Source organism: Bacillus sp. DU-106, assembly GCF_004799705.1.
Classification (GTDB): Bacteria; Bacillota; Bacilli; order Bacillales; family Bacillaceae_G; genus Bacillus_A; species Bacillus_A cereus.
Map to the genome: position 1 here is coordinate 1684182 of NZ_CP026607.1, position 25399 is coordinate 1709580.

Consider the following 25399-nt stretch of genomic DNA (forward strand, 5'->3'; position numbering starts at 1 on the left):
TTACCATAACATAATTGTTTCTTATATAATTAGAAATGGAATGTTATAAATTTTCAGTTATATATTATAAATTCTATAGTCATTCGAAAAGAGGGGAGAGACATGCAAGGAGAAATACAAAAGGAGAAAAGTTTAGGTTATATTGGAAAATTATTATTACCAGTTAAAGTATCAACGCACTTTAAGTTTTTATGGATTGGACAATTACTCTCGGCCTTAGGTAGTTCGATAACTATGGTCATACTTCCAGTTGTTGTGTATTCATTAACTGGTTCAACAGTTGTAATGGGGATGACGATGGCAATGTACATGCTACCTAATATTCTTGCTTTACCGTTTGCGGGTTTAATTGTAGACCGAATTGATCGGGTTAGGTTAATGTTATTTACGGATATAATCCGCTGTATATTAATGCTATTACTTGCATCGCTTATATTTATGGATTTATTAACAATTACGATTTTATATATTCTCGTTGCCATATACGGACTTATGGAAGGGATATTCCAACCAGCATATTCTGCTGTAAGGGCGAAAGTATTCGTCCCTGAAATTCGTAATGCAGCTAACGCACTCACTCAAATGAGTAATCAAGGTATACGATTAATTGGGCCAGCACTTGGTGGGTTAATCGTATCGGTTGCATCTGCAGGGATAGGTTTCGGACTAGATGCAGCAACGTACTTATTATCATTTTTATGTTTATTATTTTTAAAAGAAATTAAGTTTAAAAAAGTAAAACCCATTGAAAAGAGTAAGCTTAATTACAAACAAGAGTTTATGGAAGGTGTTTTAGTTTTAAAAAGTCATCCGTGGCTGTGGATTACAATTTTAGTTTTTTCTTTTATAAATATTTGTTATGCCGGTATTATCGTCGTATTAATTCCATGGTTATTTAATGTTCATCATCATTTTGAAGCTTACTTGTATGGACTTGGCATGGCCTTTTCTGGTGGTGGGGCTGTAATTGCCGCATTAATATTTGGTGGGAAAGAGCTGTGGCATAAGAGAGGATTACTGGCTTATGGAGGTGTTTTAATGAGTGGCATTGCTTTATTAATTATGCCATTCATTTCTTGGGCACCCGCTTTAATATTCTTAATGGCAATTGAAGGATTTGGCATGATGATATTTGGACTCATTTGGGAAACGAGTTTACAGGAGCTTGTACCAGAAGAAGCATTCGGAAGAGTGGCAAGCCTTGATATGTTGGGTTCTTTTGCTTTATTGCCATTAGGATACGTAGTTGTAGGCTGGTTAGCTACTGTCATAGGTGGCGAGGTAACTATTATAACACTAGCTAGTTTAGTAATTTTAACAATTGGAATAGCATTGTCTGTACCGAGTATTCGTCGATTTAATTGATTATATGGGAAAAGAGGGCTAGACCTATATAGAAAATAACTTAGCATATAATCAACTAGTATTAATAAAACATCTTTGTAATGAAAAGCCTTCCATACACATTTGGCACAAAAAAATTAGTATGGAAGCAACAAAAATAGAAATCACAAAAGAAGTGACGGAAGCGATACAAGTAGGTTTCAAAAAAGAAGAATAAGCCCTAAAGAAATTAGGACTTATTCTTCATTAAATACAAATGTTTGTTTCATTTTTTTACCTTCATTTACCGGATGGCCGTTATAAGAGAAATTCTTTTCTTCCCAAGTGATCACAACTTTAAAATTATGACTATTAAAGTCTAATGGGAATACCATGTAGTCAAAGCTTGTATGACTTTTAGAAATGTTTTCATTAGGTGTAGAAGGTTTAAAGGTAGCTTTAGAGGTAGGATTGTTATCAAGTATTTCCACAGATACATTTGATACATCATGACCGATGTTTTTTACGAGTAAACTATACGTATCAAATACACCTTGTTTTGGCTGGATTGCTTGCTTGTTTGGATTATGGGATTTATCAATTTCGACATACCATTGTTTAGACTTTGACGCAATCGGCAGTGACTGAAATGTGTAAGCACTAGCTTGCATTGGTAGTGCTAAACATATAAGCGTAAAGAGAGTTAATATTTTTCGTTTCATTTTTTTTAGAGCTCCCATTCTTTAATGGATTTACTTGTTATTATCTTCTCTTTTTGAGATAATATACCATACGATTTTAGGGGAGGATATATTGAAAGAACTCATAAGTATGGGAAGTAGTATTTTTTTACAATTATTATTTTTGTATATATTTATTTCTGGTGTTTTATTAGAACTCAATCCATGGTATGCAGTAGTTGCTTATGTAACTATTGCTATAATAAGTCTTCTTCTGGGGGTATACTCGATGATTTTCTCTATGAAGAGAAGGCCGAATACCCTTTTTCTAACACTACCAGGTGGAATTATAATAACATTATTTTCAATTTTAATTATTGGCTTTACAGTATTCGATTATTTTTTACCAGAAGGAGGTATTCCGCCTGTCATTCGTTTGTAGTATGAGTGAATTGATGGAGTTCCTATTTTTTATTGTTAATCTTTCTAATTAAGCGACATATATATTAAAAAAAGGAAGCTGTGTAGAGATTTTTTGCATAGTCTCCTTTTTGTTTTTGTAATTAATAATAGATGTGCTTAAGGATGCTTAAAAGTATATCAGTAATATTAATTTATCGATATAAAGAAGAGGTGCGATTGTTTGTCAAAATAAATTTGGATTTGAAAAAAATCCCAATGGATATGTTAAAATAACATTGTCATACAACAAGGGGGATTTGTTTTATGGAAAATGGACATCTTGCTAAAGTAGACTTAACGAAAAAAATTGAATCAAAATCTAAGTACAATAAGAAATTAGAAAAATATCAAAGGCGCTTATTAGCATTACAGCAAATTTTGAAAGAAGAAAAAATCGCGGTTATGCTTGTTATGGAAGGATGGGATGCGGCTGGTAAAGGTGGGGCAATTAAGCGGGTGACGGAACATCTTGACCCACGTGGGTTCCAAGTAGATCCAATTGGAGCGCCTGCACCTCATGAAAAACGTTACCATTATTTGCAACGTTTCTGGCGCAAAATTCCACAGTACGGGCAAATCACCATTTTTGATCGCTCATGGTACGGTCGTGTGTTAGTTGAGCGTGTTGAAGGATTTGCTACAAAGGAAGAGTGGATGAGAGCATATGATGAGATTAATGATTTTGAAAAACTACTAACAGATGACCATTACATAATAGGGAAGTTCTTCTACCATATAAGTAAAGAGGAACAGTTAAAGAGATTTAAAGATAGAGAGAAAAATCCTTTGAAAAGATGGAAAATTACAGACGAAGATTGGCGTAATCGTGAAAAATGGGATGAATATGTTGAAGCAATGGAAGACATGTTTGAAAAAACAAGTAAGCCGAATGCGAAGTGGCATATTATTGAAAGTAACGATAAATTGTATGCCCGTGTGAAAACGTTAAAAATCATTATTTCATTCATTGAGGATTATTTCTTAGAACATGGTATAGAATTGCCTTATTATTATGAAATGAAAGAGGATATTGAAGTTTTGCAAGATGTAGGTGTGAAAGAGTAAAAAAGAAAATGGCCCTGTGAATTGGTGAAACCAAATTATGGGGCTTTTTTATTTAGAAACATTTTACAATTAACAGAATAAGGTATATAATCAATAATCATATTAACATTGTTAATATGATTATTGATTATATAATGTGTGGGGGTTTTACTTTGAAGGGAAGAGATGTTGTTTTAGGTTTATTAATGGAAAAGGAATTGTCTGGTTACGATATTAAAATTGTGTTTGAAGACGTATTTACTCATTTTTTTGATGGAAGTTTTGGAATGATTTATCCAACGTTACGACAATTGGAGAATGAAGGGAAAATAAAAAAAGAGGTTGTCATGCAAGAGGGGAAACCGAATAAGAAAATGTACTTTATTACAGATGAAGGACGTGAAGAGTTTTATCAATACATGCAGACGCCTGTAGAGAAGGATGCTTTACGTTCGGATTTTTTAATGAGAATGTATTTTGGTAACTATAGTGATGATGTAACAATAAAAAAATGGATTAAAGATGAAATTGAAAGAAAAGAAGCGTACATTGCAGATCTTCGATTGAAATATGAAAAGTGGAGAGTAGGTATTACTTTCGTCGAAGAAATTTCACTAGATGTAGGTATTGCATCGTATAGTGCACAAGTGGAGACTTTGAAGAAAAAATTAGAAGAGTTAGAGGCGAAAGAAAACAATAAAACAGAAGAATGAAAAACGCGTTCACAATAAATAAAGGGGTATATAAAGATGGAGGAATCAAAGGGTATTAAGATTGTCTTTTTAATGTGTCTAGGTATCTTTCTTTGTATGATTGATACGACAATTATGAATATAGCTTTACCGGCAATACAATCGAGTGTAAATACTTCGTTAGAAAAGATGTCTTGGGTATTAAATGTTTATACAATGACGATTGCAGTACTTGCCATTCCGTTAGGGCGGATAGCTGATATCTTTGGAAAAGCAAAGATGTATATTCTGGGTCTGGTGATTTTTGGTGGTGGATCGGTACTTTGCGCTTTTGCTAATACAGGTGATTTTCTTATTTTTTCTCGTTTTATACAAAGTATTGGGGCAGCGATTTTATTTCCAACAAGTATGGTAATTGGTGTATCAGCTATGCCATTAGCTAAAAGGCATGTTGCGCTTGCGATTTTAGGAGTAACACAAGGATTGTCAGCTGCTATGGGACCAGTAATAGGTGGAATTATTACGCAAAATTTAGGATGGAGATGGGTGTTCTTCGTTAATGTTCCGGTTTGTATAATAGGAATCGTGTTATGTTGCATCATGCTACAAATAAAAAATGAAGAACGTATTATCTCAAAAATAGATTGGATAGGACTACTATTAAGTAGCACAGCAATTTTTTCATTTACTCTCATATTAGTAAAAGGTAATACATGGGGATGGCAAAGTAATATTGCTTTGTCTTGTTATGCAATTAGCACTATTTCTCTTATTCTATTTATTTTAGTAGAACGAAAGATTCATAACCCAATGGTGAATTTAAAGTTATTTCAAGATCGAATGTTTGTCGGAGCGTCGATCGTTGTTATATTGAGTAATTTATTTTTAATTGGAGTTACTGTATTGCTTCCAACGTTCTTGACGAAACTACAGGGTCGAACGGAAATTGAAGCGGCTTTTTTAGTGACACCTATTTCAGCAATGATATTTTTTGTCTCACCAGTTGCAGCAACTTTAATTAAAAAACTCGGAAAAGTAACTATTATTTTGTCAGGATTTCTTGTTATGGGGCTTTCCTACTATTGGTTGCAAATGATTGATGTTCATTCAACAAATATAGAAATTATTATTCCATGTATGATATTAGGTGTTGGATATGGTTTAGTAGTGGGGCCAATTACAGTTTTAAGTGCGTCTTCGTTTGAAGGAGAATTGTTAACTGCTTCTCAAAGTGTTGTATCAATGTTACGACAAGTCGGAATTGTATTGGCAGTCGCAATATTTGTCTCTAACTTAACTCACAATTTAACTGTAAATAAAGAAAAAGTATATCGTTATGCAGAAGAAAAGGTGCGTACTATTCATGTGAATAGTACTGAGCAAACTGAAATTTTACAAATGACTAAAGAGAAAATAGAGAATCAAAGTTTAGAGTCGAATATAAATAAGAAACAAAATGCAATGACAATGGGATTAAGTAAAGAGAAAAAGGAAGAATTGATTCGCGACAAGACGGATGAAATATTAAGAAAAGTTCCAGTAGAATATAGAGATGTAAAAAGAGAAGAAGTTATGAGGAAAGTGACAAAAGAAGTTGAAAAACAAGAGGAAAGTATAAAGAAAGAGGTACTCACATTTTCAAATGATGTGAATCATTATGCCAAGAATCAGATGGCTATGAGTTTTACAGATTTATATAAAGCAAGTGTGCCAATTATTTTAATTTGTGCTTTCGTAAGTTTGTTGTTTTGGGAAGGGAAAGCTTTGAGTAAAAAGAGAAAGGGAAGGATAGTAGAAGAAGCGTAAAGGAAAACAGGCTGCTATTAGCCTGTTTTCCTTACGTTAGTATGAAAAATCTGGATTTAATTCTTTAAATTTATGACTATAATGCCTTTTATTATTAAAACCAACAAAATCAATTCCGACGCAAGATTCTAAATTTCCGTCTACAATCGTAGAATCCACGAAGCTTAAATGTTTTAATTTTTGTAGTTCTTTAATGAATTGTAGATTTCGTATGTTACCACAACTTGATAAGATGAGAGTTTCTAATTCCGTTAAATAGCGCAAATATTCGTGGTTTTTAAGCTTACTGCAATGGTCGAATTCGATGTGTTTTAAAGTTGAAGCATTGTTTTCAATTTCGTCAATATGCTCTAAATTTCTTAAATAATTGAGTTCTAAATGCTTTAATTTAGGTAATGACCTACATCCTTTTAATGAATTAATGTTCCCTTGTGTAATGCTTAGTTTTTCAATTTTTTGTAAAGACATTAATTCTTCAAGGTTCTTTTGTTTCGGTTTGTATTTCCAAATGTATAGTTCTTTTAAGTTAGGACAAGATTCGAAGCCTTTAATGTTTTTATTACACTTTATGTGAAGTTCCTCTAAATTTGTAAAGCTTTCTAGCTCTGTTAAGTTTAGTGGAACTTGTGGTTCTTCTAGTGATAAAGATTTTAAGTTTTTTAATTTATATAGGGCTGAATAATCAGTAATATATATACTACTAATGTGTAAGCTTTCAATTTGCGGGCAGTGTTCAAGAAAATTAATATGGTGCAAACTATACCTAAAATCATTAATGTAAACATCAGTAAAGTTGTTTGTATTAATGAAGTCTACGTATTCATCCAGTCTGTTTTCATGGATTTGTACTGTGCCATCCATAACTAAAAAGTTTTGTGGTTTCTTTTTGATAGATATTTGTAAAGGATTCATGTATTGAAATATTTCTGTCTTGTTTTCTAAAATAGTTTCAACACTTCTTTTGACAGTTGGAACATTGTCTCTTTGTTTGTAAGCTATTAAGGTTGACTTTATTTCTGACGGATCTGCTAATAAAATTTTTGGAGCCATTTTATATAGTACATCTTCATTTGCAGGTATACAGCTAACCATTGCATCAAGTGCTATTAAACTTAAAGGGTGTCCTTTTGTTAGCCAAGACTTAATTCGTCTCCAAGTTAGTTGTGATACTGCAGCTAATCGCGCCCAATCGTTATGAAATGATACTGCATGTTCCTCTATCCAATCTAATGTTTCTGAGGATTGAAAAGAATGCAGACAAATGAAGGAAGTGGTCGGAAGCTCACTTTTTAATACTGTTTTTAGCCTTTCTATTACTAAAGGAAAGGCTTCTTCAAATGGTAAACAATAAGCTGCAGCGTGAGAAAGAGGTGCAAGTAAATCTTCATCAAATGCCTTCCACAGTTTTCTTATCCAATCTGAGGCGAATTCTCCTAGTATACATATAACAATCTCAAGTAATCTAGTTTTAATTACACCATTCATTGTGTTTGAAAAGCGGTTTATAACAGCATCTAGTACTTCGTTTTGATCGTACCTATTAAGAGCTTCAATTTCTGCTTCTTGAAGAAACCATCTAGTCATGGTGTAATCAAGTAATTCCTCTAAACTAGAGCGAACTTCTTCTAAAGTGGGCACGGGTGTAAGTTTGTGCTCATTCATCTCTAATTTTGGTTGCTTCGCTTTACCATCTTCTTCATAAAAACTATCATGCAAATAATATTTATAAGGTGAGTGAATCATTACAAGGTGGTACCATTCTTTAGGATGTAAAGATAACGAAATAAGACGCTCATGACATCGGTTACATAATTTATAAGGTTGATTTGCTTGATCGGATTCTTCTATTTTATATACTGGATCATGTTTGCAAGCTTCACATAATTCTACTGTTTTTTTCATTGTTTCATCCTTGCCTATTGTGAATAGTAGTATTTTTAATATAGCATGGGATAAGTCGAGTATGATCAGAAAGTTTTTTAGAATGAAAGGAAGGAATGGAAAATGCCATTGAATATGTAACGTTATACATAGTACATTAACAAGAGGGATTAATTTTAAAAGGAGGATGGGGAATTGCTAGATAAGGCAGGGGCTTTAATAGATAATCATGTGTACACAGAAGAAGAGCAACAAAAACTATACAAACGAACGTTAATAATCGTCAGCATTTCACAAATGTTTGGCGGTGCAGGACTAGCTGCTGGTATTACAGTGGGAGCACTTCTTGCGCAACAAATGCTTGGAACAGATGCATTTGCAGGATTACCAACTGCTATGTTTACATTAGGATCGGCATTAGCAGCTTTCATAGTAGGGAAGCTTTCGCAACGATATGGACGCCGAATAGGTCTTGCAACAGGGTTTATAGTAGGTGGATTTGGAGCAATTGGTGTTGTAATGGCAGCTTTAACAAATAGTATTATTCTTTTACTTATTTCTTTACTTATATATGGTGCTGGTACAGCCACGAATCTACAAGCTCGTTATGCAGGTACAGATTTAGCAGATAAGAAGCAGAGAGCAACGGCTGTTAGTATTACGATGGTAATGACGACTTTCGGTGCAGTTGCAGGACCAAATTTAGTAGGGGTAATGGGAAGTTTTGCTCATTCAATTGGAGTTCCTAAACTTGCAGGTCCGTTCATACTATCGGCAGCAGCATTTATACTGGCGGGTCTAGTTCTTTTTGTTATGCTTCGTCCAGATCCTTTGATTATTGCTAACATAATAGAAAGATATAAACAGGAACATACATATAAAGGACAACCAATAATAGAAGAAGCGAAAGAAAATAAACGAGGTATTACAGTTGGAGCAATCGTAATGATACTTACGCAAATAGTGATGGTTGCGATTATGACGATGACGCCAGTTCATATGGGACACCACGGTCACGGTTTAAGTGCAGTAGGACTTGTGATAGGTTTTCATGTAGGTGCAATGTATCTTCCATCTCTTGTTACAGGAATGTTAATTGATAAAATTGGCCGAACTACAATGAGCATAGCTGGTGGAGTGATTTTACTTGCAGCGGGTGTCATAGCTGCGATAGCGCCAAGTGATTCTTTATTATTATTAATCGTTGCTCTGTCTTTACTTGGGCTAGGATGGAACCTCGGATTGATAAGTGGTACAGCACAAATCGTTGATTCCACAACACCGTCTACACGTGCTAAAACACAAGGGAAAATAGATGTTTTTATTGCGCTAGCTGGAGCTTCTGGTGGAGCAATGTCAGGTATGGTAGTAGCGAATTCAAGTTATGCGGCATTGTCATTGGCTGGAGGCGTGTTAGCGTTATTACTTATTCCTGTTGTGATATGGTCTCGAAAAGGGGCAAGAAATTAAATGAAAAAGAGGTTCTAGTTACTGACTAGAACCTCTTTTTATACACTTAAATTAAATTCCACTCTACAATAAGCCCTAAATGCGTAAGTCCGCCACCAAATCCGTATAGTAAAAGTGTGTCTCCGTTATTTAATTTCCCTTCTTTTATAGCTAAATTTAAAGCGAGTGGAATGGTGACTGAAGAGGTATTCCCCATATATTCCACGCTCGTTAATGTTTTTTGTATTGGAATTTGAGATTTTTCGCAAATAGATTCGATCATTCGTAAGTTAGCGCTGTGGGGTATGAACCAGTCTATATCATCTACTTGCATATTTACGGTATGTAATAAATTTTTTATGCCTTTTGGTACTGTGCGTGTTGCCCATTTATATACTTCTCTTCCATTTTGAACGATTTTTTCATTTGTTTGCAGTGGTGTGCCATTCATAGTAGTAGATAAGTTTGTTCTATATAGATGAATGCCGCCATCACCGTTTGTTCCCATGTGAGCAGCGATAAAGCTTGGGGTGTTTTCATCTCTTTCTAATAAAATAGCTCCAGCACCATCACCGAATAAAATACAGGTCGTTCTATCGGTATAATCAGTAACTTTAGATAATGTCTCTGTCGCTACGACAAGTACTTTTTCATGTGATCCAGAAGTGATTAAGCTATTACCGACGTGTAGTCCATATGTAAAACCAGCACAAGTTGCATTTAAATCAAAAGCTAGTGTATGAGGTATGTTGAAGTATTGTTGTATTTGGCAAGCAACACTAGGGAAAACGTAATCAGCAGTAGTAGTAGCGACAATGATACAGTCGACATCTTCTAAGTTTTTCTTATATGTTGTACATAAATTTTCAATTGCTTTAATGGCTAAGTTTGAGGAGTATTCTTCGCCGCTAGCGATTCTTCTTTCCTTCATTCCTGTTCTTTGTACAATCCATTCATCATTCGTATGGACCATCTTTTCTAAATCGTTATTAGACAATATTTGATCTGGAACATAAGTACCAATTGCAGTAATACGAGATTTAGAATGCATAGGAACATCTCCTAACTTTTATTTTTATAACCTGATACTAATATTAGGTTATAAAAATGTCAATAAAGATTTTTGTTGTATTAAAACGATAATACTTAACTTACTATGAAGGAATTTGGCGAGTGCTGTAAAAATAATATACGAGAAGTTTCTAAAATTGATAATGAAGGGAGTTGAGCTCCTTGAAAAGGATTTTACACATGTTTCCTGTCGTCATCATTTGTAGCTTTATTCTTATTATTTTTCCAGAGAAATCTTATGCTTGTGATTGTATTAAAGTATCAACAGAAGATGCATTTCAAAAAAACGATGTAGTGTTTGAGGGAAAAGTAATTGAGGTTGGAAGGAAAGCAGGGGTTGGAACTGAAGTGTTATTTGAAGTGAAGAAAATTTGGAAAGGGACAACTTCTTCGCAAATTATCGTATATACAAAGGGTGGTGATTGTATGTTTCGCTTTGTAGAAGGAGGGGAGTACTTAGTATTTTCTACTCAAAGAGGATCAGAAAAACAATTACACACAAATAGTTGTAGTGGAACGAAGAGATTGGATGAGGCAGGGGCGGACAAAGCGGCTTTAAGTCAAATTGCAAAAGAGTCTGTTCCGACGAAGAAAGTGGATTTAAAAGGTGAGATGGTGAGCGGTTTAAATTGGCGGCAAGTTGCTATTATTTCCATTGGTTTGTTATTGATGATTGTTTTTGTTATTTTTATTGTGAGAAAAACTCGCAAAAAATGAAGATTAAAGTAAAAATATAAAGATTTTCTTTCGTGTGATATAGGTTGTTAAACCTTGTGAAAGCGAATTACTTATGCTACACTTTATGTAACTTAAAATGAACGGAGGGGCTTCCTTTGATATTAATCAGATTACGTCTCAATACTTTGTGCCAATAATTGAATAGCGCTCAAAGGCTCTGTCTGTGTACAGAGTGAACGGGATTGGTCTGCCTATTTTAAAGGAACCCTTTATTAAGCTTATATGTGAAAAAGAGGGAGGGACGAATACGCCCTCTTTTTGTTTTGCCTTTATAAATAGAATGGGATTGTATAAGTGAACACTTACTGTGGATACGTATACAATCTTGGGACTTTTTGACTATAAAATAGGATGAAAGCATAGCTTTCTTCTATTTCTTTGGTGAACCCTTATCCGTTTACGAAAACACAGGCAGCGACCTGTGTTTTTTATTTTACGTAATCGAAATGGAGGAATAAATATATGGAAGAAGTATTACAAAGAGCAGTTTTAGTTGGAGTAAATGTAGGTAATGAAGATGATTTTGCATATTCGATGGAAGAGTTAACAAATCTTGCGGAAGCTTGTGATGTAGAGGTAATTGGGCAAGTAACGCAAAATTTACAACGAGTAAATCCATCGCATTATATCGGAAAAGGAAAGATTGAAGAAGTTGCAGCGTATGTACAAGAAATAGATGCCAATATGGTTATCTTTAATGATGAATTATCTCCTTCACAAATTCGAAATTTAGAAGAGGATTTAGATTGTAAGGTAATTGATCGTACCATTTTAATTTTAGATATTTTTGCGCAACGTGCGAAAACGAAAGAAGCACAGCTACAAGTAGAAGTAGCACACCTTCAGTATATGATGCCTCGTTTAATCGGTCTTCGTGAATCGTTAGGGAGACAGAGCGGCGGCGTTGGTACGAAAAATAAAGGTGTCGGTGAAAAGAAGTTAGAGTTAGACCGTCGTAAAATTGAAGAACAAATTTCAGTTTTGAATAAAGATTTAGAAGCGCTCGTTGCCCAGCGTCAAACGCAACGAAAGCAGCGTAAGAAAAATGAAATACCTGTTGTAGCATTAGTAGGTTATACGAATGCAGGAAAGTCAACGACGATGAATGCAATGCTTGAAATTTATAATGGTACAGAAGAAAAACAAGTATTTGAAAAAGATATGTTATTCGCGACGTTAGAAACATCTGTACGAAATATTGATTTGCCAGATAATAAATCATTTTTATTAACAGATACAGTTGGATTTGTAAGTAAATTACCACATCATCTTGTGAAGGCGTTCCGTTCAACGTTAGAAGAAGTAGCGGAAGCAGACCTACTTATTCACGTTGTAGATTACGCAAATCCAAATTATGAACAATTAATTGATATTACAAATGAAACGTTAAAGAAAATTGGAGTAGAAAATATTCCAACGATCTATGCTTATAATAAATCAGATATGGTAGATGTTGAAATTCCGAAAGTGCAAGAAGATCGCGTTTATTTATCAGCGAAGAAACATGTTGGAATTGAAGAACTTGTAGAAATGATTCGCTCACACATCTATAAAGAATATACGAAGTGTGAAATGTTAATTCCATATGATCAAGGACAGGTAGTTTCGTATTTCAATAATCATGCACACGTTTTATCTACGAGTTACGAAAACGAAGGTACCAAATTACAAATAGAATGTAAGACGAGTGATTACGAGAAGTATAAGCATTTTGCAATTTAATGTAAGAGGCAACCCAGTATGTGATTGGGTTGTCTTTTTTTTGTACTGTTTTACCGCTGAAAGTTACAAGGATGCAAGCCAATGACGGGAGTTAAGTTATATTTCTGGAAAAAGAAATGAAAGCAGTATAGAATAGAAATGTTTCAAAAGTCAGAATTTATTACACCTACTGTAATAAATATATATTTTGTACAGAAAGGGGAGATTCACATATGCAGGCAGTTTCACACAAAAAAACTGTAGAAACACCGACAATATATCGAATTTTATTTGCGATTAGCTTTGGGCATTTTTTAAATGATTCGATGCAAGCAGTTGTGCCGGCGTTGTTTCCTATTTTGGAAAAAACGATGAATTTATCCTATATGCAAGTAGGGTGGATTGCGTTTGCATTAAATATGACGTCATCGATTATGCAACCGGTGTTTGGTATGTATTCAGATAAGAAGCCGTCACCATTTTTATTACCACTCGGCATGTTTTCAAGTATGCTTGGAATGATTGGACTCGCGTTTGCACCAAACTTTATTATTGTTATTATTTCTGTTTTATTTATTGGTTTAGGTTCCGCAGTCTTTCATCCAGAAGGCGCTCGTGTTGCGTATATGGCGGCAGGTGCAAAACGAGGGTTAGCGCAAGCAATTTATCAAGTTGGGGGAAACACGGGGAATTCTCTAGCTCCTATTTTTACAGCGCTAATTTTCGTTCCACTCGGTCAAATTGGTTCATTAGGTTTTACAGCATTTGCAGCAGTAGGAATTGCATTATTAATTTTCGTATCGAATTGGTACAAAAATGAATTAGCAACCGGTGCTGTAAGAAGGAAGAAGAGGGCTGCACTTGAGGCGGAAAATGCAATTGTAAGTACACACATTAAATTCGTTATTATACTTCTTGTTTTTCTTACTTTTGTACGCTCTTGGTACGGTGCTGGTATCGGGAATTTCTATCAATTTTACTTAATAGAGCATTACGGTTTATCTATAAAAAATGCCCAGTATTTCGTATTCGCATTTATGATTGCTGGTGTGTTAGGCACTTTCTTCGGAGGACCGTTAGCAGATCGATTTGGTAAGAAAAATATCATCGTATTTTCAATGTTAGGTTCAGCGCCACTTGCACTGTTATTACCACATGTCTCACTTGTGTGGGTCGTACCGTTATTTTTATGTATCGGCTTTATTAGTTCAAGTAGTTTTAGTGTAATTGTTGTATATGCACAAGAGCTTGTGCCTGGAAAAGTGGGAATGGTGTCAGGATTAATCGTAGGTCTTGCATTTGGACTTGGAGCATTAGGTGCTGTAGTTCTTGGGAAATTAGCAGATATATATAGCCTGCAATTTATTATGCTATTATGTAGTTGTCTACCATTAATTGGACTCACTTCATGGTTACTGCCAAGTGATAAGAAAACGATAGAATAGGGGATGCGCTATGAAATTGTGTGAAAACGTTACGGAATTAATAGGAGATACACCTGTCGTCCGATTATCTAAATTTATTCCGGAAGACGCAGCAGATGTGTATGTGAAACTAGAAATGTTTAATCCATCGCGCAGTGTGAAAGACCGTGCTGCTTATAATTTACTTCACGTTGCAGAAGAAAATGGTCTCATCAAACCAGGAGATACAATTATTGAACCGACAAGCGGGAATACAGGGATTGGTTTAGCGATGAATGCAGCAGCTAAAGGGTATAAAGCGATTTTAATTATGCCAGATAATATGTCAAAAGAGCGTATTAATTTATTGAAAGCATACGGAGCAGAAGTAGTTTTAACACCAGCAGAACAAAGAATGCCAGGAGCAATTGTGAAGGCGTTAGAACTGCAAAAACAAATACCTAATAGTTTTATCCCGCAACAATTTGAAAATCCAGCTAATCCGAATATTCACCGTTATACGACTGCACTTGAAATTTATGAACAAATGGATGGAGAGCTTGATGCTTTTGTTGCAACGGCAGGAACAGGCGGAACGATTACAGGGACTGGTGAAACGTTAAAAGAGAAATTGCCAAACTTATATATTGCAGTAGTGGAACCGAAAGGATCTCCCGTTTTATCCGGTGGTGTACCAGGTCCTCATAAACTAGTAGGAACAAGCCCAGGATTTATTCCGAAAAACTTAAATACAGAAGTGTATAACGAAATTATTCAAATTGCAGATGAAGAGGCTTTAACGACAATGAGAAACTTAGCTAGACAAGAAGGATTATTAGTTGGGCCATCTTCTGGAGCATCTGTTTACGCTGCAATCATGATAGCGAAACGCCTAGGCGTTGGTAAAAAAGTTTTATGTATTGCGCCTGATACAGGTGAACGTTATTTAAGCATGGGGTTATTTGAATAAAAAGGATAGAAACACCTTAATAGTGAGTAGCTGCTATTAAGGTGTTTGTTTTATGGAATGAAGAGGGGGAGAAGAACAATGAAACTATTAAAACCAATCCATGAATATAGTGAGCATATTACGGCGTATAGACAAGCGTTTTTACACTCAGGGGAACAACCACATGGAAGTAGTTCTTTACAAAACTTTGATTCTCTTGATGAATGGTTTGAAAAAGTGAGTAAACAAGAACTAGGAGAAAATTTACTAGCTAATCGAGTGCCATCTAGTCAGTTTTTAAGTTTTGAAAAAGGGGAACTTATAGGTTTTGTGAATATTAGACATAGATTAAATCCAGAATTATTACGGGAAAGCGGTCATATTGGATATAGTGTCCATCCGAATAAACGTCGCCACGGTTACGCTACGAAACAACTACAACTTGCATTAGCTGAAGCGCAAAAATTAGGATTGCAGAAAGTATTAATAACTTGCGATAAATCCAATATCGGTTCTGCTAAAACGATTCAAAAGGTTGGAGGTGTGTTAGAAAATGAAGTAGTTTCTTCTCGTACTGGTGAAGTTATTCAGCGCTATTGGATACAAATATGATTAAGTAGGAATTTGAAAAGGTAATGCAAGCTGTAATATCGAAATAGATAAATGAAATATAGGGGATTACTGCAATTTTAGGGGGAAATGAAATGGGATTAAAAGAGAAAGCGATAGAGATGTCAGAGATTTATAGGAAAAATCCGAAAGTAGAAGCTATTATTTTAGCGGGTTCAGTAGCTAGAAAGCTTGAAGATGAACATTCAGATATAGAATTACATATTTTATGGTCAACACCGCCAGAAGATGAGGATCGTAGGGCCCCTATTCATCATATTGATGGGACAATATTATCGTATCATCCGTATGAGGAAGAAGAATGGTCGGAAACGTATTTAACGAAAGAGGGAATTAAATTAGAGATTAGTAACTTTTTAACAGAGACAGTAGAGAAAGTGATTTCGGATGTGGTGGATCAATATGATATAAGTTATGAAAAACAATGTATTGTATCATCCATTCATGATGGTGTTAGTTTGTATGGAGAAGGGAAAGTGAATGAATTAAAAGAAAAAGTAGCGGCATATTCAGATGAACTAGCAAAACGGATGATTTCAGAAAATCTATGGTTAAGTAATCGTTGGCACAATCGAAAGGCGCTTTTAAAACGGAAAGATTGGCTTATGCTTTATGACGTTATTTGCGAAGTACAAAGGAACATATTCGGTGTTTTATTTGGTTTGAATAAAATGTACGTACATCATCCAGCGTTTAAATGGATGCCTAATAATGTGGAACGAATGACTATTAAACCTGAAAAATTATATGAACGTATGGCGGACACATTAATAGGGAATCCAGAAAAAAGTGTGCAGGAGTTAGAGTTGCTGATAGAAGAAGTGTTGCAACAAGTTCATACATACGCGCCAGGAGTAAATGTGGATGAGCAAGAAAAATCTATTTTTTATTTTGTGAAATAGAAAATAGTAATAAGGGGGAAGTTATGGGGTTTTTTAATAGGTTTTTTAAAAAAGTTGAAAAAGTAAATGAGCAAGAAGCTACTCTTCATGAATTAAGTGAAGAATTGTATGTTGAATCACCGGTAGAGGAAGCGACTAGTTACTGGGTATCAATGGCACAAAATATAATTGTTAATGCTGTAAAAGCGGCTGACAATGATGTGGAACGTGCCTTCGTGTTATTGAATTTGAAGAAAGGTGAGGCTTCATTTGATATTTTTTATCAAATAAATGGGCAATTGTATTTCTGGGATCAGCTAGAAAATGAGACGATAAGAAATAGAATTCAGAACGAGTTGTTACCGCAAGCTCCAGAAGTTTCAAATGCAGTAAATGAGCAATTTCGTGGAGCTGATCACCCTATAATTTCGTTCGCACAATTGCAGTTTGAATGGGAAACGAAAGCCTGGTTCTCACATATAATTTGGGAAGATAGCCTTGCTGCTCAATTGCCCAAAAATCAAATTCTAAATGAATGGTTTCGTGTAATTAAAGAAGAAACGAAAAATAGACCACTGGATAGTGATGCGAAATTTTCTTGGTATCCATCAAACTCTTAAAAAATGAATACAGAGAGACAGGTTATGTTTCTAGATGATTTGTATTATTGAATAAGTATCAATAATACGTAATTCTTTTTCTATTGCCTGTTAGAATTCGTTATGTACTAAGCTACTTGTTTTCTAAACTAAAACTTATATTTCTAATTTTTAAATATATTGTAATACATAAAAATTCGAAATATAAGTTGACACTATTTTTAATGTGTGATAAAAATGATAGTAATCAATTCGGAAAATAATATTTGGGCAATGAAAGGGTATAGTAGTGAATATCTCCCTATTTCAGAGAGCTGATGGTTGGTGTGAATCAGTATATAGATTATTCATGAAGTTCGTCCTGGAGCATCTTTCATAAATCTCATATTTTGAGGAAATGAAAGACGGTAGTTTATACCGTTATCAAATAAAGTGGTGAAGATTTTTTCACAACTAGGGTGGTACCGCGATATTTATCGTCCCTACGTATTTACGTAGGGACGTTTTTTATTTAGGTCCTAACTTTGGTGTGGCTTCATAACTAGGGTGGTACCGCGATATTTTATCGTCCCTACGTTTTTGCGTAGGGGCGTTTTTATTTAGGTGGTTTCTTAGTGTTCTTCACAACTAGGGTGGTACCGCGATAATTTTGTCGTCCCTACGTATTTACGTAGGGGCGTTTTTTTATTATTAGGGAGGAAGTGAACGTATTAGAAAAGAGTATTGATAGAACAATATAAATACCGAATTGTAACAAAGAAAAAGAGATAGAGAGGAGATTAACAAATGAATTCACAGCAATGGACATCGAAATTAGGTTTCGTATTAGCTGCAGCAGGTTCGGCAATTGGTCTTGGGGCGATTTGGAAATTCCCATATATGGCCGGCATTGGAGGAGGCGGAGCGTTCTTCCTAATTTTCATCGGTTTCACATTATTAATTGGTTTACCGCTATTATTAGCTGAATTTGTTATTGGAAGAAGTACACAAAAAGAGGCTGTCGATGCATATAGAGAGATTGCTCCTAAAACGTTATGGCCTTGGTTAGGTAAATTAGGAATTGTAACATGTTTCATATTACTTTCTTTCTACAGTGTTGTAGGAGGCTGGATTTTATTATATTTATGGAATGCAATTACAGGTAGACTATGGGAAGGAAATGGAGCATACGAAGCTACGTTTGGTGAAATCATTTCCAATCCATATTTAGCAGTTGGATCACAGCTATTATTCATCCTTATTACTATTTTCATCGTAAGTAAAGGTGTACAAAATGGTGTTGAAAAAGTAAATAAATATTTCATGCCAGCACTATTCGTTTTATTCTTTGTATTAATCGTTCGTGCACTTACGTTAGATGGTGCTGGAGAAGGCGTTCGTTTCTTCTTACAACCTGATTTCTCACATGTAACATCAGAAGTTATTTTATACGCAATGGGGCAATCGTTCTTCTCATTATCTGTTGGGGTAGCCGTTATGGTAACGTATAGCTCATACTTACCGAAAGAAGAAAGCTTACCACGTTCAGCATTTTCTATCGTAGCCTTAACTCTTGTTATTACATTACTTGCAGGACTTGCAATTTTCCCAGTTGTGTTCGCATTTGGGATGGAACCATCTCAAGGACCAGGACTATTATTTATCGTATTGCCAGCTATTTTCAGTAAAATGGCATTCGGAAAATTATTCTTCATCGTTTTCTTATTACTATTCTTCTTCGCTACGATTACATCAGCAATTTCGATGTTAGAAATTAGTGTTGCATCGTTAACATCAAAAGGTAAAGGGAAACGTGAAAAAATGGCCTTAATCGTAGGGTTATTAATCTTCGTTGTTGGGGTACCATCAGCATTATCATTCGGTATATTAAGTGATCTGAAGATTTTCGGGAAGACAGTCTTTGATTTAGCGGACTATGCAGTAAGTAACGTATTAATGCCACTTGGTGTATTATTAGTTTCTATCTTTGTTCCTTTAAAAATGAAGAAAGATGTATTAATGAAAGAGCTAGGTGTAAGTAAAAATAAAGGTTATAAACTATTCGTATTATGGTTATTCTTACTTCGTTATATCGCACCAATTGCGATTATTATCGTATTCTTAAATGTACTTGGCATTATATAAAAAGAAAGGTAGCGTATCATACAAAGATACGCTACCTTTTTATTTTGCTCTTTTTTGCAATTCATTTACTGTTACGAACTGATAGCCCTTCTTAGATAAAGAATCTAAAATACCTTCAATCGTTTGTAAATTTTCATTAGACTCATCATACATAGAGTGCAGTAAAATGATAGAACCTGGTTTTACATTTTTATTAACGTATTTAATTTTATCAGCCGCAGATTTATAAAAAGTATCGGGCTCAAGATCCCATGTGATTGTTTCGATATTGTTTTTATTTAAATAATATGGCAGCCCTATTAACTTTTTACCGTTAGGGGGCCTAAAATCAATTTCGTCTGTAAATCCTGTTTGGCGGATTAATGAATTCGTTTTTTCTATTTCATCTTTAATAAAAGAAGGTGTTTTGAAAACCATTCTATTATGAGAATATGTATGGTTTCCAAGTTGGTGCCCAGATTGCGTGATAGCTTCTCCTAACGATAAATTTTGCTCTAATTCATTTCCAATTAAAAAGAAAGTAGCTTTAGCGTTGTATTTATCTAGTAGCGGTAATATTTGTTTTACATTGTTAGTAGGGCCATCATCAAAAGTTAAAGCAATCACTTTTTCATTTGTTTCTACGCGTTGTGTTAAATCTCCAAATAATTGAAAGCTTCTTGCGTTCATCAATTTGTATGTTCCGAATAATGCCGTGATAATAAAGAATAGTGTAACGATTGTAATGATAATTTTTTTCTTCATAATGTAACCTCACAATGATTTTTAATTCAGTTAAAAAGTATTATATCAAACTAAGTAATTTCGTGCTTTAAGAAGGGTGTGGATGCAAGGAGAAGGAATTTATCATATAATAAAATGCAAAAGGTATATTAGGAGGTGTTTATATGGCGATTATAATTCAATTGCCAGACACTGCAACGTCTCATGCAAAGCCAAGTATGGAAATGGCGATACTTTGCGTGAGGTAGACAAGTAATATACAATCGCCTATATGAGCTCGTATCATTTTTTATATTTGGCTTTGCACCTTATTGAAATGAACCATAAAAAATAAGGGGCGAGCAGAAATGAAATACGTAAAAGCTAATGCTGTTTTACCAGAGAGTTTAATTACTGAAATTCAAAAGTATATACAAGGTGAAACAATTTACATTCCGAAACAAGAAACGAAACATTATAAATGGGGTACACGATCTGGCGGAAGAAAACAACTAGATGAAAGAAATAAAGCAATTAAAGAAGCGTTTAAAAGTGGGATTGCTATTCATCAACTTGCAGAAGAATATTTTCTTTCTGGGGAAACGATTAAAAAGATTGTGTATTCTAAATAAGAGGAAAAGAGTCTGATTCATATATTACTTTGAATCAGACTCTTTTTGTTTTATGTGTATTGGATATATGAGGCGTGAACGGGCATGATAATAGAAAAAATGTGCCGTTTTTTTATTAAATGGTATACAGAGCACTTGAAAAGTAGAAAGGTGAACATATATGAATCATATTGGACAAATAACGATAGAGCTTTTAGTTGGTTTTTTTGTTCTATTAATTGCTACAAAAATATTAGGGAAAACACAAATATCTCAGCTAACGCCATTTGATTTTATTTCTGCAATCGTCCTAGGTGAGCTCGTTGGAAATTCAATATATGATCCTAAAATTAAAGTATGGTCTATTTTATATTCAGTATTTGTTTGGGTAATTTTAATTTATACTATAGAAGTGATAACACAAAAAGTAAGAGGAACAAGAAGGTTTTTTGAAGGGTATCCTTCAATTATTATTCGTAACGGAAAGATTGATCGTGAACAATTAAGCGTAAATCATTTGGATATAAACCAATTACAACAAATGCTTAGGCAACAAAAAGATATATTTTCAATCCGAGAAGTTGAATATATGATATTGGAACCGAACGGAAACATAAGCGTTCTGAAAAAAAGTAAATACGAATCTCCTACTATAAATGATTTAAGTTTAAAACATAAGCCTGTATACTTACCAATTTCATTAATTAGTGATGGAAAAGTAGTTAAGGATAATTTGAGGGAAGCGGGATTTGATGAAGGATGGCTTTATAAACAAATAAAGCAAAAAGGAATTACTAAATTTGAAGACGTATTATATGCGGAATGGAAAACAGATGATGGCTTCTTTTGTCAGGAAATGCAGCGGTAGAGAATAAGTGATATATGTAATGTTTGTTTCTAAGTTATCTTTTACATATCAAAAAATGTAATCATTGTATACAATAAAACTAGATCAACAATTTGTATGGAGTGATAAAGATGGAAGCGTTTATTAGAAGTGATCAATATAATTTTATAAAATCACAAGCTTATATTTTAGCAAACGGGCATGCAACGGCAAATGATAGAGGTGTAATTCAAGCGTTAAAATCGCTTGCGATTGAAAAGATAATACATGTATTTGAGAATTTAACGGATGAACAGAAAGAGTTAATTGATACGGTATTAACAGTTCAAAATAGAGAAGATGCAGAATCATTTTTAATGAAAATAAATCCGTATGTAATTCCGTTTCAAGAAGTTACAGCACAAACATTAAAAAAATTATTTCCTAAAGCGAAAAAGTTAAAACTTCCTGATATGGAAGAAATGGATATGAAAGAAATATCTTATTTAAGCTGGATTGATAAGGGGTCAAGCAGGAAATTTATTATAGCGAAAAATGATAAAAATAAATTTGTTGGTCTGCAAGGAACGTTCCAAAGTTTAAATAAAAAAAGCATTTGTTCGTTATGTCATGGACATGAAGAAGTAGGAATGTTTTTAGTTGAAATTAAAGGCGATGTACCAGGAACTTTCGTTAAAAAGGGAAACTACATTTGCAAAGATGGTGTAGCTTGCAATCAGAATATGAAGTCACTTGATAAATTACATGATTTTATTGAGCGATTGAAGAAATAACGAGAAAACCTCTAGTATTTAAACTGGAGGTTTTTATTTTTTGAAGAAGTAAAATAAGCTTTCTTTGTAAATGTAGATTTATAATGAAATTTGATAAAAATATCTATTATGATACAGTTGCTTATATGCAAGGAGGTAAAACATGGATTACCTTTTATCGAAAGAAAAAGTGAAGCGATGGCCCAAAGATATGATAGCGGCGGGGCGTTGTCATACAGTTGGCCTGAAATCGGATGGCACGGTAGTAGCGGTGGGCCGAAATAAAGAAGGAGAATGTAATGTAAGTGGCTGGCGAGATATTGAAGCAGTCGCAGTGGGCAATGTTCATATGGCAACGAACACGGGTAATGCTCATACAATCGGTCTTACATGTGACAGTACTGCGGTAGCACTGGGTTGGAATAAGCATGAACAATGTGATGTAAACGATTGGCATAATATTGTAGCGGTTGCGGCAGGGTGGCGTCGTACTATTGGCCTGAAATCGGATGGCACGGTAGTAGCGGTGGGCCGAAATAAAGAAGGAGAATGCAATGTAAGCAGTTGGCAAGGTATTGTGGCAGTCACAGCGGGTGACTGGCATACAGTCGGTCTTAAATTGGACGGCACATTGACGACTGTGGGGAATAATCGATATGGTCAATGCAATGTAAGTAGCTGGCGAGGTATTGTAGCGGTCAAGGCTGGGTATCTTCATACTGTTGGTCTTAAACGAGACGGTACGGTGACAGCAGTGGGGAATGATAAACATAACCAGTGTGATGTAAGTGGCTGGCGAGATATTGTAGCAATAGCGGCTGGTACGAATCATACAATCGGACTTAAATCAAACGGTACCGTGGTCGCAGTGGGTTGGAATGAGTATGGTCAATGTAACGTAAGTGATTGGAGAGATATTGTAGCGATAGCGGCTGGTTGTGCACATACAGTCGGACTAAAATCAGACGGTACGGTGATCGCGGTAGGTAATAATGAATTTGGCCAATGCGATGTAGGTAGCTGGCGCGACATTCGGTTACCTGGCAAATAGTCAATTTACAATAAATCATTAGTAATATTATTCTATTTTAGGAGTAATTATGGAATAGGATATGTAGAAAATAATTAAACTTAAATCTGCTGAATAAGAATCTCTTTTGAAAAGGGATTCTTATTATTTTTCATAAAATGAGGGTGTAAATGGAATTTTTGAACAAATTTTATTTCAAAATTACAGTAGAAGATATAAATTAAAAAGTATAGAGGAGATAAAGGAATGCTTAAAAGGTTTTTACTTTCTTTACCGGATGTTTTACTTATATGTATCTTTCTCTACATAATGTACACAAATTCTTTTAGTTTTGGACAGATGCTAGTAATTTCCATTGCAATCGGAATTATTGGTGGTCTTGCTATTAGAATTTGTAAGGATGTATTCACGTATATAAGATGGACAATTAAACAAAGAAAAAATTGAATATGTTTAATAGTTATTAGGAGGGAATGAAATGACTAAGAAAAAGAATAGAGTGAAAAACGAGATAGTACTTTGGTCACTAACAGCAATTGTTCTGTTAATTGTATGGTACTTTTATCAAAAATAAAAACGCAACGTACTAAAAAAGCACGATGCGTTTTTATTATTTTTTTTGCCAATTTTCTTTTATAAAGTCTTCACGCCCAGATTCTTTTTGCTCAGTAGCATATTTCTCTGGATTCTTTTTATAGAAATGTTGGTGGTATTCCTCTGCTTCGTAAAAAGGTGCAGCAGGACGAATTTCAGTCACGATTGGATCTTTAAACATACCGCTTTCTGCAAGAGCTTGTTTTGATTTTTCAGCAAGCCCTTTTTGTGTTTCGTTATGATAAAAAATAGCGGTACGATAAGATGGACCACGGTCAAAAAATTGTCCGCCATCATCAGTTGGATCGATTTGTGGCCAATATAAGTCTAGTAATTTCTGATAAGGAAAAATAGAAGGATCGAATGTAATTTGAACAACTTCTAAATGTCCAGATGTTCCAGCTTTTACTTGTTCATATGTTGGGTTTTCTACATGACCTCCTGCATAGCCAGAAAGTACTTTATGAATACCAGGAAGTTCATCAAATGGTTTTACCATGCACCAAAAGCAACCGCCTGCGAAGGTTGCGAGTTCGTATGTTTTTTCGGACATTGCTGTAATCCTCCTAAATGTATATGTTTTATATAGTATTATATAAATTGTTTTATTGCGCAATAAAAAAGATTTGAAAATATATGTTTTTTACAAACAAGATCCTCCGCTCACATCAATTAATTGTCCAGTAACCCAGCGGCTGTCTGGAGAAGCAAGGAATGCAGCAGTATCGGCAATGTCTTCTACTTCACCTAAGCGATTGAAAGCGGAAATAGTAGTAGCGTACTGCTTCATCATCGGGTCGCTCAAGAGTTCTGCATTCATATCTGTTTTAATAAATCCTGGAAGTATTGCATTCACCGTTATTCCTCGTGCTCCAAGCTGTTTTGCTAGCGTAAAAGTCATTGTATTAATAGCGCCTTTCGTCATACTATATGCAACAAAATCAGGTAAAGAAATGCGGGTGGCAGCGGATGAAATATTAATAATTCGGCTATTGTCACGTAAACGTGGTAGTGCTAGTTGAATGATAAAGAATGGAGCTTTTGCATTTACTGAAACCATTCTATCAAAAAACTGTTCAGTCGTTTCTTCAATAAAAGCACCAGGACCAATGCCAGCATTGTTTATTAAAATATCAAATTGTGTTTCACCAGTGCGCTTTTGTAATTCAGTATCTAAAGCGTTATAAAGGTTTTCTACACCGTGTAAGGATTCTAGATTTGCGCCGATAGAAAAAGCTTGGCCACCATCTGATCGAATTTCATGAACAGTTTCTTCAGCGTCATCTTTTCGACTACCGTAATGAACAGCAACCAATGCACCGTCATTTGCTAAACGTTTAGCGATCGCTCGTCCAATTCCTCGGCTTGCTCCTGTAACTAACGCTACTTTCCCTTTTAACATAGTTTCCTCATCTCCTCATAAACTTTAT

Annotated in this window: 25 protein-coding genes and 1 other annotated feature; of the genes, 19 read left to right on the plus strand and 6 right to left on the minus strand. The window is 34.7% G+C overall.

Annotated elements, in window-relative coordinates; genetic code table 11:
* The first annotated feature begins 102 nt into the window (after nt 1-102).
* The gene (locus C3Y97_RS08775; RefSeq protein WP_001161163.1) at nt 103-1365 is read left to right on the plus strand and encodes an MFS transporter; all 1263 of its coding nucleotides are present in this window, start codon (nt 103-105) and stop codon (nt 1363-1365) included.
* 215 nt (nt 1366-1580) lie between these two features.
* On the opposite strand, the gene C3Y97_RS08780 is transcribed toward C3Y97_RS08775, so the two are convergent.
* A complete protein-coding gene (locus C3Y97_RS08780; RefSeq protein ID WP_000823331.1) occupies nt 1581-2045 on the minus strand; it encodes a hypothetical protein in 465 nt (154 codons plus the stop codon).
* Between the two features lie 91 nt (nt 2046-2136).
* Here C3Y97_RS08780 and C3Y97_RS08785 point away from each other — a divergent pair, with 91 nt between their 5' ends.
* From C3Y97_RS08785 to C3Y97_RS08800, 4 genes are all read left to right on the plus strand, one after another.
* Nucleotides 2137-2445 carry a hypothetical protein gene (locus C3Y97_RS08785; protein ID WP_000661243.1) on the plus strand — a complete coding sequence of 103 codons (309 nt, stop codon included), beginning with the start codon at nt 2137-2139 and terminating at the stop codon, nt 2443-2445.
* A gap of 284 nt (nt 2446-2729) precedes the next feature.
* Nucleotides 2730-3530, plus strand: a complete 801-nt coding sequence (locus tag C3Y97_RS08790; protein ID WP_136363277.1) for a polyphosphate kinase 2 family protein — start codon at nt 2730-2732, stop codon at nt 3528-3530.
* Nucleotides 3531-3682: 152 nt separating this feature from the next.
* Nucleotides 3683-4222 carry a PadR family transcriptional regulator gene (locus tag C3Y97_RS08795; protein WP_000678332.1) on the plus strand — a complete coding sequence of 180 codons (540 nt, stop codon included), beginning with the start codon at nt 3683-3685 and terminating at the stop codon, nt 4220-4222.
* Nucleotides 4223-4258: 36 nt separating this feature from the next.
* Nucleotides 4259-6007, plus strand: coding sequence for an MFS transporter (locus tag C3Y97_RS08800; protein WP_136363278.1), 1749 nt, complete (start codon nt 4259-4261; stop codon nt 6005-6007).
* A gap of 36 nt (nt 6008-6043) precedes the next feature.
* Here C3Y97_RS08800 and C3Y97_RS08805 read toward each other — a convergent pair whose 3' ends face one another.
* Complete coding sequence (locus C3Y97_RS08805) at nt 6044-7909, minus strand: leucine-rich repeat domain-containing protein (protein WP_000754355.1); 1866 nt, start codon at nt 7907-7909, stop codon at nt 6044-6046.
* A gap of 174 nt (nt 7910-8083) precedes the next feature.
* On the opposite strand from C3Y97_RS08805, the gene C3Y97_RS08810 reads away from it, so the two are divergent.
* Nucleotides 8084-9358, plus strand: a complete 1275-nt coding sequence (locus C3Y97_RS08810) for an MFS transporter (protein WP_000884507.1) — start codon at nt 8084-8086, stop codon at nt 9356-9358.
* A 46-nt stretch (nt 9359-9404) separates the two neighbouring features.
* On the opposite strand, the gene C3Y97_RS08815 is transcribed toward C3Y97_RS08810, so the two are convergent.
* A complete protein-coding gene (locus tag C3Y97_RS08815; RefSeq protein ID WP_000555760.1) occupies nt 9405-10388 on the minus strand; it encodes a ketoacyl-ACP synthase III in 984 nt (327 codons plus the stop codon).
* Nucleotides 10389-10588: 200 nt separating this feature from the next.
* Between C3Y97_RS08815 and C3Y97_RS08820 the strand changes: the two genes are divergently transcribed.
* The 8 genes from C3Y97_RS08820 to C3Y97_RS08855 all read left to right on the plus strand — a co-directional run bounded on the left by C3Y97_RS08820 (nt 10589) and on the right by C3Y97_RS08855 (nt 19433).
* Nucleotides 10589-11125 carry a hypothetical protein gene (locus C3Y97_RS08820; protein WP_002204811.1) on the plus strand — a complete coding sequence of 179 codons (537 nt, stop codon included), beginning with the start codon at nt 10589-10591 and terminating at the stop codon, nt 11123-11125.
* Between the two features lie 483 nt (nt 11126-11608).
* Nucleotides 11609-12868: a GTPase HflX gene (hflX, locus tag C3Y97_RS08825; protein WP_000393283.1), complete on the plus strand. Its 1260-nt coding sequence runs from the start codon at nt 11609-11611 to the stop codon at nt 12866-12868.
* A 212-nt stretch (nt 12869-13080) separates the two neighbouring features.
* A complete protein-coding gene (locus tag C3Y97_RS08830; RefSeq protein ID WP_001149398.1) occupies nt 13081-14292 on the plus strand; it encodes an MFS transporter in 1212 nt (403 codons plus the stop codon).
* A gap of 10 nt (nt 14293-14302) precedes the next feature.
* Nucleotides 14303-15220: a cysteine synthase A gene (gene cysK / locus C3Y97_RS08835; protein ID WP_000762283.1), complete on the plus strand. Its 918-nt coding sequence runs from the start codon at nt 14303-14305 to the stop codon at nt 15218-15220.
* Nucleotides 15221-15298: 78 nt separating this feature from the next.
* Nucleotides 15299-15811, plus strand: coding sequence for a GNAT family N-acetyltransferase (locus C3Y97_RS08840; protein ID WP_000771271.1), 513 nt, complete (start codon nt 15299-15301; stop codon nt 15809-15811).
* Nucleotides 15812-15903: 92 nt separating this feature from the next.
* The gene (locus tag C3Y97_RS08845) at nt 15904-16731 is read left to right on the plus strand and encodes a DUF4037 domain-containing protein (protein ID WP_000523174.1); all 828 of its coding nucleotides are present in this window, start codon (nt 15904-15906) and stop codon (nt 16729-16731) included.
* A gap of 23 nt (nt 16732-16754) precedes the next feature.
* The gene (locus C3Y97_RS08850) at nt 16755-17330 is read left to right on the plus strand and encodes a hypothetical protein (RefSeq protein WP_000505543.1); all 576 of its coding nucleotides are present in this window, start codon (nt 16755-16757) and stop codon (nt 17328-17330) included.
* A 243-nt stretch (nt 17331-17573) separates the two neighbouring features.
* Nucleotides 17574-17796, plus strand: a binding site (T-box leader).
* Nucleotides 17797-18095: 299 nt separating this feature from the next.
* Nucleotides 18096-19433 carry a sodium-dependent transporter gene (locus tag C3Y97_RS08855; RefSeq protein WP_001088187.1) on the plus strand — a complete coding sequence of 446 codons (1338 nt, stop codon included), beginning with the start codon at nt 18096-18098 and terminating at the stop codon, nt 19431-19433.
* A 39-nt stretch (nt 19434-19472) separates the two neighbouring features.
* Here the strand turns inward: C3Y97_RS08855 and C3Y97_RS08860 are convergent, their stop codons facing one another.
* Nucleotides 19473-20177 (minus strand): polysaccharide deacetylase family protein, encoded by a 705-nt coding sequence (locus tag C3Y97_RS08860; RefSeq protein ID WP_000726860.1) that lies wholly within the window; start codon nt 20175-20177, stop codon nt 19473-19475.
* Nucleotides 20178-20503: 326 nt separating this feature from the next.
* On the opposite strand from C3Y97_RS08860, the gene C3Y97_RS08865 reads away from it, so the two are divergent.
* The 5 genes from C3Y97_RS08865 (at nt 20504) to C3Y97_RS08885 (ending at nt 23822) form a co-directional block, all read left to right on the plus strand.
* Nucleotides 20504-20767: a CD3324 family protein gene (locus C3Y97_RS08865; RefSeq protein ID WP_000878325.1), complete on the plus strand. Its 264-nt coding sequence runs from the start codon at nt 20504-20506 to the stop codon at nt 20765-20767.
* Nucleotides 20768-20927: 160 nt separating this feature from the next.
* On the plus strand, nt 20928-21614 hold the full coding sequence (locus C3Y97_RS08870; protein ID WP_001015543.1) for a DUF421 domain-containing protein: 687 nt from the start codon (nt 20928-20930) through the stop codon (nt 21612-21614).
* 110 nt (nt 21615-21724) lie between these two features.
* Nucleotides 21725-22366 carry a FusB/FusC family EF-G-binding protein gene (locus tag C3Y97_RS08875; protein WP_000387072.1) on the plus strand — a complete coding sequence of 214 codons (642 nt, stop codon included), beginning with the start codon at nt 21725-21727 and terminating at the stop codon, nt 22364-22366.
* A gap of 142 nt (nt 22367-22508) precedes the next feature.
* The gene (locus tag C3Y97_RS08880) at nt 22509-23396 is read left to right on the plus strand and encodes an RCC1 domain-containing protein (protein WP_000385090.1); all 888 of its coding nucleotides are present in this window, start codon (nt 22509-22511) and stop codon (nt 23394-23396) included.
* A 225-nt stretch (nt 23397-23621) separates the two neighbouring features.
* Nucleotides 23622-23822: a hypothetical protein gene (locus C3Y97_RS08885; protein WP_136363279.1), complete on the plus strand. Its 201-nt coding sequence runs from the start codon at nt 23622-23624 to the stop codon at nt 23820-23822.
* Between the two features lie 163 nt (nt 23823-23985).
* Here C3Y97_RS08885 and msrA read toward each other — a convergent pair whose 3' ends face one another.
* Both msrA and C3Y97_RS08895 read right to left on the minus strand, forming a co-directional pair.
* Nucleotides 23986-24522: a peptide-methionine (S)-S-oxide reductase MsrA gene (gene msrA, locus C3Y97_RS08890; RefSeq protein ID WP_001291883.1), complete on the minus strand. Its 537-nt coding sequence runs from the start codon at nt 24520-24522 to the stop codon at nt 23986-23988.
* A 90-nt stretch (nt 24523-24612) separates the two neighbouring features.
* Nucleotides 24613-25371, minus strand: coding sequence for an SDR family oxidoreductase (locus C3Y97_RS08895; protein WP_000911822.1), 759 nt, complete (start codon nt 25369-25371; stop codon nt 24613-24615).
* Nucleotides 25372-25399: the final 28 nt, after the last annotated feature.

What these genes read in the sequence shown, in the direction of transcription:
- C3Y97_RS08775 (WP_001161163.1), top strand. Translation starts at nt 103, where the DNA reads ATGCAAGGAGAAATACAAAAGGAGAAAAGTTTAGGTTATATTGGAAAA.
- C3Y97_RS08780 (WP_000823331.1), bottom strand. Translation starts at nt 2,045, where the DNA reads ATGAAACGAAAAATATTAACTCTCTTTACGCTTATATGTTTAGCACTA.
- C3Y97_RS08790 (WP_136363277.1), top strand. Translation starts at nt 2,730, where the DNA reads ATGGAAAATGGACATCTTGCTAAAGTAGACTTAACGAAAAAAATTGAA.
- C3Y97_RS08800 (WP_136363278.1), top strand. Translation starts at nt 4,259, where the DNA reads ATGGAGGAATCAAAGGGTATTAAGATTGTCTTTTTAATGTGTCTAGGT.
- C3Y97_RS08805 (WP_000754355.1), bottom strand. Translation starts at nt 7,909, where the DNA reads ATGAAAAAAACAGTAGAATTATGTGAAGCTTGCAAACATGATCCAGTA.
- C3Y97_RS08815 (WP_000555760.1), bottom strand. Translation starts at nt 10,388, where the DNA reads ATGCATTCTAAATCTCGTATTACTGCAATTGGTACTTATGTTCCAGAT.
- C3Y97_RS08820 (WP_002204811.1), top strand. Translation starts at nt 10,589, where the DNA reads ATGTTTCCTGTCGTCATCATTTGTAGCTTTATTCTTATTATTTTTCCA.
- hflX (WP_000393283.1), top strand. Translation starts at nt 11,609, where the DNA reads ATGGAAGAAGTATTACAAAGAGCAGTTTTAGTTGGAGTAAATGTAGGT.
- C3Y97_RS08830 (WP_001149398.1), top strand. Translation starts at nt 13,081, where the DNA reads ATGCAGGCAGTTTCACACAAAAAAACTGTAGAAACACCGACAATATAT.
- cysK (WP_000762283.1), top strand. Translation starts at nt 14,303, where the DNA reads ATGAAATTGTGTGAAAACGTTACGGAATTAATAGGAGATACACCTGTC.
- C3Y97_RS08840 (WP_000771271.1), top strand. Translation starts at nt 15,299, where the DNA reads ATGAAACTATTAAAACCAATCCATGAATATAGTGAGCATATTACGGCG.
- C3Y97_RS08845 (WP_000523174.1), top strand. Translation starts at nt 15,904, where the DNA reads ATGGGATTAAAAGAGAAAGCGATAGAGATGTCAGAGATTTATAGGAAA.
- C3Y97_RS08850 (WP_000505543.1), top strand. Translation starts at nt 16,755, where the DNA reads ATGGGGTTTTTTAATAGGTTTTTTAAAAAAGTTGAAAAAGTAAATGAG.
- C3Y97_RS08855 (WP_001088187.1), top strand. Translation starts at nt 18,096, where the DNA reads ATGAATTCACAGCAATGGACATCGAAATTAGGTTTCGTATTAGCTGCA.
- C3Y97_RS08860 (WP_000726860.1), bottom strand. Translation starts at nt 20,177, where the DNA reads ATGAAGAAAAAAATTATCATTACAATCGTTACACTATTCTTTATTATC.
- C3Y97_RS08865 (WP_000878325.1), top strand. Translation starts at nt 20,504, where the DNA reads ATGAAATACGTAAAAGCTAATGCTGTTTTACCAGAGAGTTTAATTACT.
- C3Y97_RS08870 (WP_001015543.1), top strand. Translation starts at nt 20,928, where the DNA reads ATGAATCATATTGGACAAATAACGATAGAGCTTTTAGTTGGTTTTTTT.
- C3Y97_RS08875 (WP_000387072.1), top strand. Translation starts at nt 21,725, where the DNA reads ATGGAAGCGTTTATTAGAAGTGATCAATATAATTTTATAAAATCACAA.
- C3Y97_RS08880 (WP_000385090.1), top strand. Translation starts at nt 22,509, where the DNA reads ATGGATTACCTTTTATCGAAAGAAAAAGTGAAGCGATGGCCCAAAGAT.
- C3Y97_RS08885 (WP_136363279.1), top strand. Translation starts at nt 23,622, where the DNA reads ATGCTTAAAAGGTTTTTACTTTCTTTACCGGATGTTTTACTTATATGT.
- msrA (WP_001291883.1), bottom strand. Translation starts at nt 24,522, where the DNA reads ATGTCCGAAAAAACATACGAACTCGCAACCTTCGCAGGCGGTTGCTTT.
- C3Y97_RS08895 (WP_000911822.1), bottom strand. Translation starts at nt 25,371, where the DNA reads ATGTTAAAAGGGAAAGTAGCGTTAGTTACAGGAGCAAGCCGAGGAATT.